Genomic DNA, 13,996 nt, shown 5'->3' with positions numbered 1-13,996 from the left:
AGTCCTATGGGGTTGGCGGAGCCGGTGTGGGGATGCGTTTCTGCAGAATCAGGTTCTTGCTTCCGCCTTTGGCCCGTCCGATGAACGGCACGTGGAAACGGTAGGTTGCCACGGAACAGAACCCTTCGTTGCCTTCCTTGCAGTAGGTTACTGAGACGACGACATCAAACGCGCCCATGCCATCGGGCGTGACGGTATATGGAATTTTGACCGGAAACCGCAGCTTGTCCGAGGTGACATCCAGGGATTTTGCCGGGACGCTAAACCCTTCCGTCCCGGCTTCGACGCTGACGAAGTAACGCTGTTCGGCGGACGGCGCATACTTGAAGCCGGGCGGCAACTGGATATCCACCACGATCTCGCCGCTGCCCGGCGTCAGGCGTTGGGCCGGGACGCCGATTTGTTCCTCGTTGGGAAGGGCATCCGCCTTGCGTTTGACCGGCGTCGGCGCGTTGAGCTTGTCGGTCGGAAACGTGCTCACGCGGGTTGGCTCGAATTCCACGACCCGCACGACATGGTTGTTGGTGTCGGCAACGAACAGTTTGCCGCCGGCATAGGCAAGACCACTCGGCTCGTGAAAGAATGCCGGGATGTCATTTTGCAGGCCTGGCTTGCCACTGCCGATGAGATTCGAGACAAAGCGGGTCCGCAGGTCAATGGTGCGGAGCTTGTGGTTGTAGGTGTCGGCCACGTACAGCTTGCGGTCGGCGACGGCGACGGCCAGCGGATGCTGAAAACGAGCGTTTTCGCCCTTGCCGTTCGCGTCACCGAAGTCAAACAAATCGCCGCCGGCCAGGGTCGTCACATTGCCGTCGGCCAGGTCAATGGCTCGAATGGCGCTGATTTCACTGTCGGCGACGTAGAGGCGCTTGCCGTCCGTGGCAAGGCCGGAAGGTTGGGCGAACAGGGCGGTGTCGAGCGTACCGTCCCGGCGTCCCTCTGCCCCGGTTCCGGCGTACCAGCCGACCATGCCGGTATCGAGGTTGTATTGCCAAATCTGGTGCGCGCCCGCCATGGCAATGAACATCGTCCGCCCATGGATAACGAGGTCCCAGGGCGAACTCAGCCCGATGGTCAACCCCGGTCCCATCTGGCTACTGCGTTCGTTCTTGCCTGTTCCGGCAACGGTTTCGACCGCTTTGGACTTGAGGTTAACCCGCCGAATGAGGTGGTTGCCGGTGTCGGCAACGTAGAGGAAGTCCCCGTCGAGCGCCATGCCCTGGGGATAGCGGAACTCGGCGAAATCGAATGGCCCGTTGCGCGTGCCGGGCGCGCCGGACCCAATGGTGTCCAGCACCGTTCCGTCAAAGCCGGTCATGACGATGCGGTGATGGTTGCTATCGGCAATGAAAAGTCGCTGGTTGGCGGCATCGGCGTGAACCTTACCCGGAAAGCGGAGTGGTTTGTCAGTTTCTTTGGAAAGTTCCAGTGCGATTTCAAGGGATGAGGGCTTGAGCGTCCCCTTGCGTTTGGCTTCGGCAATGAGCGCCGCGATGTCGCGGTCGAGTTCTTCGCGGTGGCCTTCGCCTGAATAGCGATTCGCTACGTAGCCATCGGGTGAAATCAGGACGAGGGTTGGCCAGGCCCGAACGGCGTAGGCGTTCCAGATGGCGAAGTTGGCATCATTGACGACTGGATGCTGAATGTCGTAGCGCGCAATGGCTTGTCGAATGCTGCTGGTGTCTTTCTCATTGGTGAATTTGGCCGAGTGAACACCAATGACCACCAGCTCGTTGGGATACTTGGCTTCCAGGGCCTTCAAGTCGGGGATGACATGCATGCAGTTGATGCAGCAGTAGGTCCAGAAGTCGAGCAGGACAACCTTGCCCCGGAGTCCGGCTAATGACAATGGGCCAGGAACGTTGAGCCAGCCCACGCCGCCTTCCAGTTCCGGCGCGCGAATGGGTCCCATCTGCAAGGTCGAGCGTGGTGCCATGAGCCGTGAAGTGGCCGTCGGTGATGTGGCAGGTAACATCAGCCCGGCAAGAACCAGAAGCGTGATAAAACATATAGGCCAGAGACGTTTCATGCCGCGCATGGTGCTGTGTCGGCGCGTGTCTGACAAGTCTGAATGACATAAGCCTAATGGAGGAAGCGCGATGCGCGAAGAAGTCATTGAAATCAAAGGCATGAGCTGCGGTCATTGCGTCCGCGCGGTTGAAGCCGCGCTGCGGGCGCTTCCCGACGTTGAGGTGCGGCAGGTCGAAGTCGGGCGAGCGACGGTTGCCTATGCGCCAGACACGGTGCCGCGCGCGCGCCTTGCCGCGGCCATCGAGGAAGCTGGCTTCGAGCCGGTGTAGGCGCTCCGATGCAAAAAACCATGCCCACGACACTGGTTGCGCCGGTTTCGTCACCGCCGGTCGTCCCGCCGTCTGAGGTCACGGAAGTCATCGGCGTGGGTGGCATGACCTGCGCGGCCTGCGCGGGTCGTATCGAGCGGGTATTGCGCCGGATTGACGGCGTCAAGCGCGTGGCCGTCAGCCTGGCTACCGAGCAGGCGGTCGTGACCTTCCGCCCGGAGACGACCACCCTGGAAGCGCTCCGCGCCGCCATTGCCAACGCTGGCTATGAGGTTGTCCCGCTTGCCACGGTGGCGGCTGATGGAGCGGCATCTGACCCAGTGCTCCGGGAACGCCAGTCGCTCGGTCGGCAGGCTCTCGTGGCCGGACTGTTGGCGTTTCCGCTCGTCGTCTTCGAGATGGTCCCGATGCTGATTCCAGGGCTGCATCACGGGTTGAGGCAGGTGGTGGATGAAGCCGTTTGGAGGTGGATGTCGTTTGTTCTGGCCACGCTGACACAGTTTGGGCCAGGGTGGCGCTTTTACCGGAAGGGGTGGGCGGCCGCGCGCGCCTGGTCGCCGGATATGAATAGCCTAGTCATGCTCGGCACGACGGCTGCCTATGGTTATTCGACCGCCGTGACCTGGTTCCCGACGGCGTTTCCCGCCGGAACGACACACCTTTACTACGAAGCGTCGGCGACGGTTATCGCGCTGGTGCTGCTCGGCAAATACTTTGAGGCGCGCGCCAAGGGGCAAACGAGCCAAGCGCTTCGTCAGTTGCTCGATTTGCAGCCGAAGACGGCCCGGATCGTTCGTCATGCGCAGACCTTTGACGTGCCGATTGCGGCGATCCGTCCGGGCGACCAGGTCTTGGTGCGGCCTGGGGAACGCATCCCCGTGGATGGGCGGGTGGTCGAGGGGGCGTCATTCGTGGATGAATCCATGCTGACGGGCGAACCGTTGCCGGTGACGAAATCGGTCGGGGATGAAGTCATCGGTGGGACGGTCAACGGACAGGGCAGCCTGACGTTGCAGGCCGAGCGGGTCGGCGGGGAAACCGTCCTGCAAGGTATCGTCCGAATGGTTCACGCTGCCCAGGGCGTCAAGCCACCCATCCAGGATGTAGCCGATCGGGTGGTGAGTTGGTTTGTCCCGGTGGTGCTGGTTGTGGCGGGACTGACCTTTGGCGGCTGGCTCTGGTTGGTGTCACTTGACTTGGCTTTGGTCAATGCCGTCGCGGTGCTGATCATTGCCTGCCCCTGCGCGATGGGGTTGGCCACGCCGACTTCGATTCTGGTGAGCGCGGGTAAGGCGGCGCAACTGGGGATGCTCTTCCGCACGGGGAGCGCCCTTCAAACCCTGGAGGCGGTGCGCGTCGTGGTCTTTGACAAAACCGGCACGCTCACCCTTGGCCGACCGGTCGTGACCGATTTGCTCCCCGTGGCGCTGCCACCCGGACTGTCCGAAACGGCTCTGCTGGGTTGGGTCGCGGCCGTGGAACGGCGCTCCGAGCATCCGATTGCGCAAGCAATGGTGGCGGCCGCCGAAGCGTGCGGGGCAACACTGCCGGAAGTGGACGACTTCCGGGCGCTGCCCGGCTACGGGGTGACGGCGACGGTTGCCGGGCAGGCCTTGGCCGTCGGAACGGCGCGGTTGATGGCGTCGTTGGACATCGCGCTCGGGCCGGCAACGGCTACCGTGGAGGCATTGGCGCGCGCGGGGAAGACTCCAATCTACATTGCCCTTGACCGGAAGCTGGTTGCCGTGGCGGCCGTCGCCGATGCGGTGAAGCCGACGGCCGCTGCGGCCGTTGCGCGGCTGCGCGCCCAAGGCGTCGAGGTGGCCATGGTGACCGGAGACCATCGGGATACGGCGCAGTCCGTCGCGGACGCTGTAGGGATCACGGAGGTCATCGCCGAAGCGCGACCAACGGACAAGGCTGAGGCCGTGCGCGCCTTTCAGTCACGTGGCCGCGTCGCCTTTGTGGGGGATGGGATCAACGATGCTCCGGCGCTGGCCGTTGCCGATGTCGGGATTGCGCTTGGTGCGGGTGCGGATATTGCCATCGAGACGGCCGATGTCGTGCTCATGGCCGGCGACCCGGCTGGTGTTTCCAAGCTGATCGGACTGGCCCGGGCGACCATGCGCAACATTCGGCAGAATCTATTTTGGGCGTTTGCCTACAACGTGGCGCTCATACCGGTTGCCGCCGGCGCGCTTTATCCGGTGTTTGGCGTTTTGCTTTCGCCGATGGTTGCCGGTGCCGCCATGGGGTTATCGAGTTTATTCGTTCTCGCCAATGCCTTGCGCCTACGGCAGTGGCGACCGCCTGTCGCCGACGGTCGGTGAGGGCAGGCGCTCAGTTCCCGAAGCCCAACCACCGTCCACCCTGATAGACCAGCAAGCTGCCGAAGTAGGCCAGCGTGGTCATATAGGCAAACATGACCGCTGGCCACCGCCAACTGTTTGTCTCCCGCCGGGCAACTGCCAGCGTGGACATGCATTGCATCGCCAACACGAAAAACACCATGACCGAGACCGCAACCAACGGCGAAAAGACCGGCCGGCCGTCGGGATGGCGATCCGCCTGGAGTGCCGCATGGAGCGCTCGGTTGCCGGAAGCGTCTTCTTCATCGCCGATGCCGTACACAATGGCCAGCGCGCCGACGAAAACCTCGCGTGCGGCAAAGGCGGAGATGATCCCGACTCCGATTTTCCAGTTGAACCCAAGTGGGGCAAGCACCGGCTCGATGAGTTGGCCGGCTCGTCCGATGAAGCTTTTCTCGCGCCGCTCGGCTTTCTCGAGCGCTTCAAGCCTTTGTTGGCGTTCGGCTGCCTCGGCTTCTGACAGTTGTCCGGCCTGGACGGCAGCCGCCGCTGCCGCCCGTTCGGCGGCGTAGTCGCGGCTCAACGCGACCTGTTTCGGGTAGGTCGCCAGAAACCACAGCACAATCGAGATGGCCAAAATGACCGTTCCGGCGCGGTAGAGAAACTGCCCGGCAGCCGAGCCGGTCGTCAGCAGCACCGTTCGGAGCGAGGGAACGCGGTATGGCGGCAGCTCCATGATGAGTGGCGGTGACGCGCCGCGGATCAGCGTCTTTTTGAACAACCACCCAACGGTCAGGGCCGCGACGATGCCCAGCGCGTACATGGCAAACAGCATCACACCGGCCGTTGAAACGATGCCCCACAGCCGCTGTTCGGCCGGGAAAAACGCGCCGATCATCAGCGCGTAAACCGGCAGCCGCGCGCTACAGCTCATCAACGGTGCAATCAAGATGGTCGCCAGGCGGTCCTTGGCGTTTTCAATCGTTCGGGTCGCCATGATCCCCGGAATGGCGCAGGCAAAGGAACCCAGCAGGGGAATGAAGGATTTGCCACTCAACCCAACCCGGCGCATCAGACGGTCCATGATGAACGCCGCCCGCGCCATGTAACCGGTGTCTTCCAACAAGGCAATGAAGAAGGTCAAAATGAGAATCTGCGGCACGAAGGTCACGACCGCCCCGACGCCGGCCAGAATGCCATCCGCGATGAGGTCGGTCAGTTCTCCGTCCGGTAGGACTTGACGGGCGATGGTGGCCAGTTGGCTCACGCCCCGGTCAATGGCGTCCATCGGAACCTGCGCCCAAGTGAAGATGCTCTGAAACACAAACAGCATCAACCCGGCAAAAAGCGCCGGCCCCCACCAGCGATGGGTCACTACCGCGTCAATGCGGTCGCTCGTCGTGCGCTGAAACGCCGCCGGCTGGTGAATTGCCGCTTGGCAGACGGTTTGAATCCAGCCGTAGCGCCCTTCCGCTTCAGCCGCCCACCACTCGATGCCCATGGCTTCCAGTCGGGCGCGGGCCGCCTCGACCGCGCCTCGAATCGGCGGCGGCAAGGGTTCGTCTTCCGCGACATCATTGAGCAGCAGCCGAATGGCTTCGCCTTCGGCCGCGACACTTTCCGTCCACTGGTTGGCGCGAAGCAGATCGGTCAGCGCCGCCACTTCCGCCTCAATCACCTGTGGCAAGCGCCACTGCCGCGCCGGCACGTCCGGCAGTGGCCCGGCCAGGCGCTGCCGGAGGGTGTCCAACCCCGTCCCCTGGCTTGCCACAATCGGCACGACCGGCACGCCTAGGCTTTGAGACAGCCGGTCCAGGTCGAAGGTCAGCCCCTTGGCGTCGGCGACATCCATCATGTTGAGCGCCAGCCAGACCGGACGCCCAAGCTCCATCACCTGCGTCACCAAGTAGAGGTTGCGCTCCAGATTGCTGGCGTCAACAATCGCCAGCAGGGCTTCGGGAGGTGGGGTGTCCGCCTGTCGCCCCAGGATGACATCGCGGGTAATCTGCTCGTCGAGTGAACGCGCCGCGAGGCTGTAGATACCCGGCAGGTCAATGACGACGATGTCCTGATGGCCGACCGTGAACCGTCCTTCCTTTTTCTCGACGGTGACGCCGGGGTAGTTGCCGACCTTCTGACGGAGTCCGGTAAGGGCGTTGAACAGGGTCGTCTTGCCGCAGTTGGGATTGCCGACCAGCGCCAGCCGGCGCGGAGGATGACGTTCACTCACAGGCCCCCTCACGGCAGGGAAACTTCGACGGCGGCGGCTTCGTCCTTGCGTAATGACAGCCGGTAGCCCCGCAGCTCGATTTCCAGCGGATCGCCGAGTGGGGCAACGCGAATGACTTTGACGGTGACACCGGTGGTCAGTCCCATTTCCTGGAGACGCTGCGCGACGGTGCGTCCGCCGCGAACCCGCTCCACCCGCGCTGCCGCGCCGATGTCCAGTGTGTCAAGCGTCATGGCAGTCGCTCCACCAGCACGCCGCGCGCCGTATGGCGATTGAGCGTCATCCGCGCACCGAGCACGGCGCACACCAGTGGGTCGCCCGCCGTAATCACCCGCACTTCGGAGGCTTCGCAAAGTCCCCGCTCGCGCAAGATGTCAGCGCCATCCATATCTGCCACGCGACACACCCGCACCCGCTCACCGGCGGCAACATCGGCCAGGGTCAAGGAACGATCATTTGCGGCGGCCGCGGACGTCGGACGTAAAGCACTCAACCAGCGTTTCATGAAATCAAGACACTTCAACCGGTAGCATGACGTAGGCCAACTTGGCCACGAACGCAAACCGTAAGTGAATTGAAAACTATTTTCAAGTTATTCAGTCGAGCATTGGCCGCTGCCTAACGTTTCGCATCGAGTCCCAGCGTCGTGACCGACTGGGCGCTCATCCAGCGATAGACCAGCAGGAAACCAATGACAGCCGCAAAGGCCGTCGGCACGGTCGTGTCGGCTTTGACGAACAGGTAGAAATGAACGGCCCCGGCAACCGCGGCGACATACGTCAAGCGGTGCAGTTGTTTCCAGCGCCGCGCGCCCAGACGCTTGATCATGCCATTCGTGGATGTTGCGGCCAGCGGCAGCATCACCAGAAAAGCCAGCATCCCAAACAAGATGAACGGCCGCCGGAGCACATCCACGCCCACGGCGACCAAGTCAAACACCTTGTCGAACCAGACATAGCTGAACAAATGCAAGCCACCGTAAAAAAATGCAAATAACCCAAGCGTCCGGCGTAGTTTGATGAGCCAGGCCGGTCCGAACCACGCCACAAGCGGCGTGACCATAAGCGTCAGCGTCAGGAAAACCAGCGCCAGCATCCCGGTCAACCGCAGGATGAACTCCAGCGGATTCGCGCCAAGCCCGCCGGTCACCCCGTCCCAACTACACAGCACGAGCGGTAGCAAGCCGTTGACCAGAAGCACGCGCTGGGCAAAGACCGGGTTGAAGACTGCGACTGGGCGAGCGTGGGTCATGCCGATTGTTGCTCCGTGGTGCGCCGGGTAAGGGGTTGGGTCGCTTCGAGGGCCGTCACTAGCTCATTGACCGTAAACGGCTTGCATAGGTAGTCGTCCACGCCGGCAGCGAGCGCGGCCTGCCGTTCCTCCGGTAAAGCGGCGGCCGTGAGCGCGACGAACCGTGGCTGGTGAGTTGCCGGCAAGCGCTGTTGAATCTCCCGCAAGGCTTCAAGGCCATCTTTGGCCGGCATGTGCAAGTCCAGAAGCACGAGGTCGTAAGGTTTTTCACAGGTGACGGCATCGAGCACGGCCTCTACCGTCTCGGTGCCGTCGGTGGCCGTGTCAGCCTGGTAGCCCAGTTTCTCGAGCATCTTCAGGGCCAGTTTGCGGTTCACGGCATTGTCCTCGGCAATGAGGATGCGCAGCGGATGCCGCTGCCCAAGCGTCTTGTCGAACTGTGGTTTGGTGGTGGTCGAAGGTTCTTCGGTTCGCTTGGCCAGTAACTCCTCCAGGTGTCGCCGAAAGCTCGTCAGCTTGATCGGCTTGGTCAGAAGCGCGGCCGGCGCGACCGCCTCGATCTGGGCCTTGATAGGCTCCTCCATGGTGGAGCCAAAGAAAAGAATCGGTAGTTGGGCATAAGCCGGTTGCTTGCGAATCTCCCTGGCCAGCGCTGGGCCGTCCATGCCGGGGAGGTGGACATCGAGAATGAGCACATCCACCTTCATTCCGCCCCGTAGGCAACGCATGGCTTCTTCCGCCGAAGAAGCCAGGATGGGCGTTGCGTGCCAGGCGCGAAGCTGGGACTCCAAAACTCGCCGGTTGGTCGCGTTGTCATCCACAGCAAGAACGATTTTGCCTTCAACCGCAGGCAGCGACCCCCGGACGTACACGCGCGGCTGGCTTGGTGAAGCCTCGCACTGCACGGTGAAGTGAAACGTCGTGCCGAGACCGACTTCGCTTTCAAACCAAATCCGGCCGCCCAGCATTTCCACCAGGCGCTTGGAAATGGCGAGCCCCAGCCCGGTGCCGCCGTAGGTCCGCGCGGTGGCTTCTGTGGCTTGCTCGAATTCACGAAAGACCCGCTCCTGAGCTTCGGGTGGAATGCCGATGCCCGTGTCGCGCACGTCAAACCGTAACTCATACTGGCGTCGTTCGCGGGCACCCTCTTCCGGAAGGCTGGTTTGGTCATTGAGCGGCTCGGCGCTGACGGTGATGACGATCTCGCCGCGTTCGGTGAACTTGACCGCATTGCTCAATAGGTTGAGCAGAATCTGTCGCAAGCGCGTTGGATCGCTGATGAGAGTGGGTGGAACGTGGTCCTCGATGAGATAGGCTACGTCCAGGCGCTTGCGTCCGGCCGGCTCGGCAATCATGTCCAGGGTGCTTTCGATGCACTCCCGCAAATCAAAGGGCAGGTACTCAATCTGGAGCGCACCGGCCTCGATTTTCGAGAAATCGAGAATGTCGTTGATGATGGTGAGCAAGCTCTGGGCGCTCGACCGAATGGTTTCGAGATACTCGCTTTGCTCGGTTGAAAGTGGCGTGCTGGCCAGCAGGTTGGACATGCCGATGATGCCGTTCATCGGCGTGCGAATCTCATGGCTCATGTTGGCCAGAAAGGCTGACTTCGCGCGGGCGGCCGCCTGGGCCTGGTCGCGGGCTCGTTCCAGGCGCTGGTTGAGTCCGGCCAGGCGGTCACGAGCCAGCGAAATCTCCCGGATGACGGCCGTGGTTTGCGCCAGTGACCGCCGCACGATGAAGATGCCTTCCAAGCTGAAGATACCAAGGACAACGACCAGCCAGGCCCAGCCAAACCCCTGGAGTTGCAGGCGGCGCTGATTGGCCTCGATTTCAAGCTGGTCAACAACCTTTTCCATGGCGGCGAGAAACTGCGCTTGATGCTCTAGGACCGTTTGGATTTGCTCGGCCGAAGGCGGGCGTACCGCGCCGGTGGCGTCGGTCGTCGCCAGGATCTGCCGCAACGTGCCGGCCATGGCGTTGAAATGCGGCAGGGTTGCCGCCAGGGCAGCCCGCGTGGCTGGGGTGTGGGTAACGCTCAACCCTCCCTCGGCTTTGCCTTCCCACAGCCCCCGGTGCGCGGCTTCCCATTGCGACAACGTCCCGCGCAGTTCGGACAAGTAGGCCTGGCGTTCTGCGGCATCAGGCGCAAACTGCCAGGCCAGCAGGCATTTGGTGAGCCGCTGGCTGCGCATGCGCTGCCGGCCGGCCACGTTGATGGTGCGGGCGTCGTCCCGTTGCTCGGCAATGAAATTTTGCACGGCAAACTGCCCCCCAATGGTCAAGGCCGCCAGGGTGACCAACACGACCACGTACGACCAGCGCAGCCGCTTGACCAACGCAAGGTCGCGCTCGATGGCAACGGTGTCGGGCGTCCAAGACGATGGAGTGGAGGGCATAAGGCACTTGCTACGACAGGAGAACGAATAGTTGGTGGTTGGGGACGAAGCGAACCCAGAACTACGGCGCAAGCTGCCGCATCAGCACTTCAAACGCCTGGAGCGCTTCCTTGAAAGCTGCCTGGTACTGTTCAGCGTAAATTGGAAGCGCCAGCATCACAATAAAGATGCCCAGCGCCATTTTGACCGGCATGCTCAGGAAGAATACGTTGAACTGGGGGGCAACGCGATTAATCAATCCGAAAAAAACATCCGTCAGCAGGAGTGCCGCCATGGCCGGGGCCGACAACCGAACGCCCAGGGTGAGTATCTCACCGGTAAGCACGATAACGCTGCCAAGCGCCGGTGAGATGCCGACGCCAAGGTTTGGAAAGTCCGTCACAGGCACCAGCTCAAAGCTCCGAAACAGCGCTTCAATCACCAGCCGGTGCGCCCCAAGGGCGAGAAAAATCACCACTGCGACCTGGAGCTTGAACTGGCCCAGTTCGGACACCTGCTCCTGAAGCATCGGGTTGAGCATTTCGCCCATCATCGCGCCCCGTTGCGCGTCAATGATCCGTCCGGCGACCTGAATGGCCTCAAACACCAGCGAGGCAACGAACCCCAGCGTAAAACCAACGGCGACTTCCTTGATGACGAGCAGGGCAAACCCAAACGCGCCACCCCGGACGGCCAGCTCCGGTGTGCTAGCGCTCAGTCCGGGAACGATCAGCAACACAAAGGCGACGGCTTCGGCAACCTTGACTTGGTTGGGCACGCTCTGCCCGCCAAAAAAGGGGACAACCGTCACGAATGACAGCATCCGAGCAAAGACGAGTCCACCCAGGACGAGCAGGGCCTGGACGGAAACCTGCACATCGAGCAAGCGCAGCAGTGCGTCAATGAAGCCAACCGGGTCGGTCATAGCGGCCAGTCGCTACCAGCCCCACGAGCCGGGAACGCCCTTGAACGGCCCAACGATGTCTTTCGTAATCCAGCCGCCGTAGAAGTCACCCGGCTGGGGGACGACTTGTTCGTCGTCCACGAAGCAGGCGTCCATGGCGCGGGCATAGAAGGCAATGTGTCCGGCCAGTGGCGCGAAGGGCGCGGTCGGCTGCGGATAGCCCCAGGCGGCGTCCGGCGCCACGTGCTGCCCCACCCGCACGGTGTAGTACCGGGCCGCTCCCTTCCATTCGCAGTACGACGTTCGCTGGCTGGGAACGACGGTGTCGGGGACGATGTCGGCCGGTGGAAAGTAATACACCGGCGGATGGCTGGTTTCGAGCACCCGCCAGCCGCGTGTTGTCTCGGCAATCGTTTGTCCGGCGAAGACGACGCGCAACCGTTTCGCCGTTTGCTCCAGACGCGGTGGCCGCGGGTAATCCCAGACGGATTCCTGTCCTGGCTGTGGTTGGATGGGTTTGGGAAACATAGGCGCACTCCAGGAGAGAAAGACTTGCGAAATCGGCGCTAACGCGAAACAGTTACCATCCCTTGCCCCAGCGGGGCATGACACCCCCGCAACAGATGGAGTTTGGATGCCATGCCCACCACACAACCAATGCTGTCGCTGCTGCTGACGGACCTCTATCAACTCACCATGGCGCAAGCTTACTGGAAGTCGGGGCGCGGTGAAAAGGAAGCCGTCTTCCAGATGTTTTTCCGCCGTCACCCGTTCGATGGCGGCTTCACCGTGGCGTGCGGTCTCCAGACGCTCATGGATGTGCTCACCCAGGCTAGATTTGACGACAGCGATGTGGACTATCTGGCAACGCTCACCGGGCAAGACGGGCAGGCGCTCTTTGACGCGGATTTCCTCGCCACCCTGCGCGACTTTCGCCTGACCTGCGATATTGATGCCATTCCCGAAGGCACCATTGTCTTTCCGTTTGAGCCTCTGGTGCGGGTAACAGGCCCGCTCGTGCAGGCCCAACTTCTGGAAACCATCATTCTCAACATCATCAACTTTCAAACCCTCATCGCCACCAAAGCCGCCCGGATTTGTATCGCGGCGCAGGGTGAGCCGGTGATCGAGTTTGGGTTGCGACGGGCGCAGGGACCCGATGGTGGTTTATCAGCCAGCCGCGCAGCCTATGTCGGGGGCTGCGTGGCAACGTCGAATGTCTTGGCCGGCAAGGTGTACGGCATCCCGGTGCGCGGAACGCACGCCCATAGTTGGGTGATGTCGTTCGATGACGAGCGGGAGGCTTTCCGAACCTATGCTGAGACCCTGCCCAACAACTGCGTGTTTCTGGTGGATACCTACGACACCCTGGAGGGCGTGCGCCGCGCCATCGAAGTTGGCCACTGGTTGCGGGAGCAGGGCCACGAAATGGTCGGGATTCGGCTGGATTCCGGCGACCTGGCCTACTTGAGCATCGAGGCGCGCAAGTTGCTTGACGCCGCCGGCTTTCCCGACGCGATGATTGTGGCCAGCAATGACCTGGACGAAACCATCATCAACAGCCTCAAGCAGCAGGGCGCGTGCATCAACGTCTGGGGCGTGGGCACAAAGCTCGTGACCGGCTACGACCAGCCAACATTGGGGGGCGTTTACAAGTTGACGGCGCTGCGCGACCGGGGCGCGGACGACTGGCGCTACTGCATCAAGCTTTCTGAGCAAGCCGTCAAGATTTCGACGCCGGGCATTCACCAAGTGCGCCGCTACAGCGTGGACGGCGAGCTGGTGGCCGACGCCATTTATGACGTGCGCTCAAATCTGGGGTCGGGATGCGTTGTGATTGATCCCCTTGATCCAACTCGTCGGAAGCGCATTCCGCCAGAAGCTACCTATGAAGATTTGCTCGTCCCGGTGTTTCGCCAGGGCGTTCGCGTGTATGAGCCACCGCCGCTGGATGCCAGCCGTCACCGGGCCCAGTCCAGCCTGGCGCGGTTGTCGCCGGGACTGAAGCGGTTCGTCAATCCACATATCTACCCGGTTGGACTGGAGCAGTCGCTCTACGACCTGAAGATGCAACTCGTCTTACAAGCGCGTGGCAGCAACGGTCAGACAACGCGCCCGTAGTCATCGGCGAGGCGGGTGATGTCATCTTCGCCCAGGTAGTCGCCGCGCTGGATTTCAATGAGCACGAGGAGGTCCGCACCGGGGTTGGCAATCCGGTGGGCCGCGCCCACCGGCACGTCAACCGCCGCGCCCACCGGGACCTGCCGCTCGATGCCGTCGAGCGTGACCTGCGCGCAGCCTTGCACCACGATCCAGTGCTCGTGGCGCCGGGCATGCTTTTGGTAGCTCATCCGTTTGCCAGGTAGCACCTCGATGCGCTTGACCTTGTAGCCGGCCCCAGCATCGAGAACAGTGTATTGTCCCCACGGGCGCACGTCGTGCTCCAGTGCTGGACGATATTCGGTTGCGTTGGTTGGTGTCATAAGTTCGTTACGCTTTCAGTTGTTGGATGATGCCGGAATGGGATGTCCATTGCAACATGTCGGGCGGCTGTAAGCCGTGCCGGGTGGTCGTTGGCGCTCGGTTGGCCCCTAAGCGCCCGGCGACGGGTTTGTGATAAGCTG

12 protein-coding genes are annotated in these 13,996 nt (G+C 62.3%); 3 read left to right on the top strand and 9 right to left on the bottom strand.

The window, feature by feature from the left end; translation table 11 throughout:
- Positions 1 to 4: 4 nt before the first annotated feature.
- Positions 5 to 1,936, bottom strand: coding sequence for a thioredoxin-like domain-containing protein (locus tag J8C06_RS14600; protein ID WP_211430156.1), 1,932 nt, complete (start codon positions 1,934 to 1,936; stop codon positions 5 to 7).
- A 163-nt stretch (positions 1,937 to 2,099) separates the two neighbouring features.
- Here J8C06_RS14600 and J8C06_RS14595 point away from each other — a divergent pair, with 163 nt between their 5' ends.
- The gene (locus tag J8C06_RS14595) at positions 2,100 to 2,300 is read left to right on the top strand and encodes a heavy-metal-associated domain-containing protein (RefSeq protein WP_211430155.1); all 201 of its coding nucleotides are present in this window, start codon (positions 2,100 to 2,102) and stop codon (positions 2,298 to 2,300) included.
- A 20-nt stretch (positions 2,301 to 2,320) separates the two neighbouring features.
- A complete protein-coding gene (locus J8C06_RS14590; protein ID WP_211430154.1) occupies positions 2,321 to 4,630 on the top strand; it encodes a heavy metal translocating P-type ATPase in 2,310 nt (769 codons plus the stop codon).
- 10 nt (positions 4,631 to 4,640) lie between these two features.
- Here the strand turns inward: J8C06_RS14590 and feoB are convergent, their stop codons facing one another.
- The 7 genes from feoB to J8C06_RS14555 all read right to left on the bottom strand — a co-directional run bounded on the left by feoB (position 4,641) and on the right by J8C06_RS14555 (position 11,900).
- On the bottom strand, positions 4,641 to 6,839 hold the full coding sequence (gene feoB / locus J8C06_RS14585) for a ferrous iron transport protein B (RefSeq protein WP_211430153.1): 2,199 nt from the start codon (positions 6,837 to 6,839) through the stop codon (positions 4,641 to 4,643).
- A gap of 8 nt (positions 6,840 to 6,847) precedes the next feature.
- The gene (locus J8C06_RS14580; protein WP_211430152.1) at positions 6,848 to 7,072 is read right to left on the bottom strand and encodes a FeoA family protein; all 225 of its coding nucleotides are present in this window, start codon (positions 7,070 to 7,072) and stop codon (positions 6,848 to 6,850) included.
- Positions 7,069 to 7,344, bottom strand: a complete 276-nt coding sequence (locus tag J8C06_RS14575; RefSeq protein ID WP_211430151.1) for a FeoA family protein — start codon at positions 7,342 to 7,344, stop codon at positions 7,069 to 7,071. Before J8C06_RS14575 ends, J8C06_RS14580 begins: the two co-directional genes overlap by 4 nt.
- Before the next feature lie 113 nt (positions 7,345 to 7,457).
- A complete protein-coding gene (locus tag J8C06_RS14570; RefSeq protein ID WP_211430150.1) occupies positions 7,458 to 8,090 on the bottom strand; it encodes a protein-methionine-sulfoxide reductase heme-binding subunit MsrQ in 633 nt (210 codons plus the stop codon).
- Positions 8,087 to 10,489, bottom strand: coding sequence for a hybrid sensor histidine kinase/response regulator (locus J8C06_RS14565; protein WP_211430149.1), 2,403 nt, complete (start codon positions 10,487 to 10,489; stop codon positions 8,087 to 8,089). Before J8C06_RS14565 ends, J8C06_RS14570 begins: the two co-directional genes overlap by 4 nt.
- A 61-nt stretch (positions 10,490 to 10,550) precedes the next feature.
- Entirely contained in the window at positions 10,551 to 11,393 is an 843-nt protein-coding gene (sctT, locus tag J8C06_RS14560; RefSeq protein WP_211430148.1) for a type III secretion system export apparatus subunit SctT, read from the bottom strand.
- Between the two features lie 12 nt (positions 11,394 to 11,405).
- Entirely contained in the window at positions 11,406 to 11,900 is a 495-nt protein-coding gene (locus J8C06_RS14555) for a DUF427 domain-containing protein (protein WP_211430147.1), read from the bottom strand.
- A 111-nt stretch (positions 11,901 to 12,011) separates the two neighbouring features.
- Between J8C06_RS14555 and J8C06_RS14550 the strand changes: the two genes are divergently transcribed.
- Positions 12,012 to 13,493: a nicotinate phosphoribosyltransferase gene (locus tag J8C06_RS14550; RefSeq protein ID WP_211430146.1), complete on the top strand. Its 1,482-nt coding sequence runs from the start codon at positions 12,012 to 12,014 to the stop codon at positions 13,491 to 13,493.
- Here J8C06_RS14550 and J8C06_RS14545 read toward each other — a convergent pair.
- Complete coding sequence (locus J8C06_RS14545; RefSeq protein ID WP_211430145.1) at positions 13,475 to 13,855, bottom strand: phosphomannose isomerase type II C-terminal cupin domain; 381 nt, start codon at positions 13,853 to 13,855, stop codon at positions 13,475 to 13,477. The genes J8C06_RS14550 and J8C06_RS14545 overlap by 19 nt on opposite strands.
- Positions 13,856 to 13,996 lie beyond the last annotated feature (141 nt).

The sequence above is a fragment of the Chloracidobacterium validum genome, from assembly GCF_018304825.1.
Lineage (GTDB): Bacteria > Acidobacteriota > Blastocatellia > Chloracidobacteriales > Chloracidobacteriaceae > Chloracidobacterium > Chloracidobacterium validum.
Note: the sequence above shows the minus strand (reverse complement) of the source record. Positions and strands in the feature narration are given on the sequence as shown.

What these genes read in the sequence shown, in the direction of transcription:
- J8C06_RS14600 (WP_211430156.1), bottom strand. Translation starts at nt 1,936, where the DNA reads ATGGCACCACGCTCGACCTTGCAGATGGGACCCATTCGCGCGCCGGAA.
- J8C06_RS14595 (WP_211430155.1), top strand. Translation starts at nt 2,100, where the DNA reads ATGCGCGAAGAAGTCATTGAAATCAAAGGCATGAGCTGCGGTCATTGC.
- J8C06_RS14590 (WP_211430154.1), top strand. Translation starts at nt 2,321, where the DNA reads ATGCCCACGACACTGGTTGCGCCGGTTTCGTCACCGCCGGTCGTCCCG.
- J8C06_RS14580 (WP_211430152.1), bottom strand. Translation starts at nt 7,072, where the DNA reads ATGACGCTTGACACACTGGACATCGGCGCGGCAGCGCGGGTGGAGCGG.
- J8C06_RS14575 (WP_211430151.1), bottom strand. Translation starts at nt 7,344, where the DNA reads ATGAAACGCTGGTTGAGTGCTTTACGTCCGACGTCCGCGGCCGCCGCA.
- J8C06_RS14570 (WP_211430150.1), bottom strand. Translation starts at nt 8,090, where the DNA reads ATGACCCACGCTCGCCCAGTCGCAGTCTTCAACCCGGTCTTTGCCCAG.
- J8C06_RS14565 (WP_211430149.1), bottom strand. Translation starts at nt 10,489, where the DNA reads ATGCCCTCCACTCCATCGTCTTGGACGCCCGACACCGTTGCCATCGAG.
- sctT (WP_211430148.1), bottom strand. Translation starts at nt 11,393, where the DNA reads ATGACCGACCCGGTTGGCTTCATTGACGCACTGCTGCGCTTGCTCGAT.
- J8C06_RS14555 (WP_211430147.1), bottom strand. Translation starts at nt 11,900, where the DNA reads ATGTTTCCCAAACCCATCCAACCACAGCCAGGACAGGAATCCGTCTGG.
- J8C06_RS14550 (WP_211430146.1), top strand. Translation starts at nt 12,012, where the DNA reads ATGCCCACCACACAACCAATGCTGTCGCTGCTGCTGACGGACCTCTAT.
- J8C06_RS14545 (WP_211430145.1), bottom strand. Translation starts at nt 13,855, where the DNA reads ATGACACCAACCAACGCAACCGAATATCGTCCAGCACTGGAGCACGAC.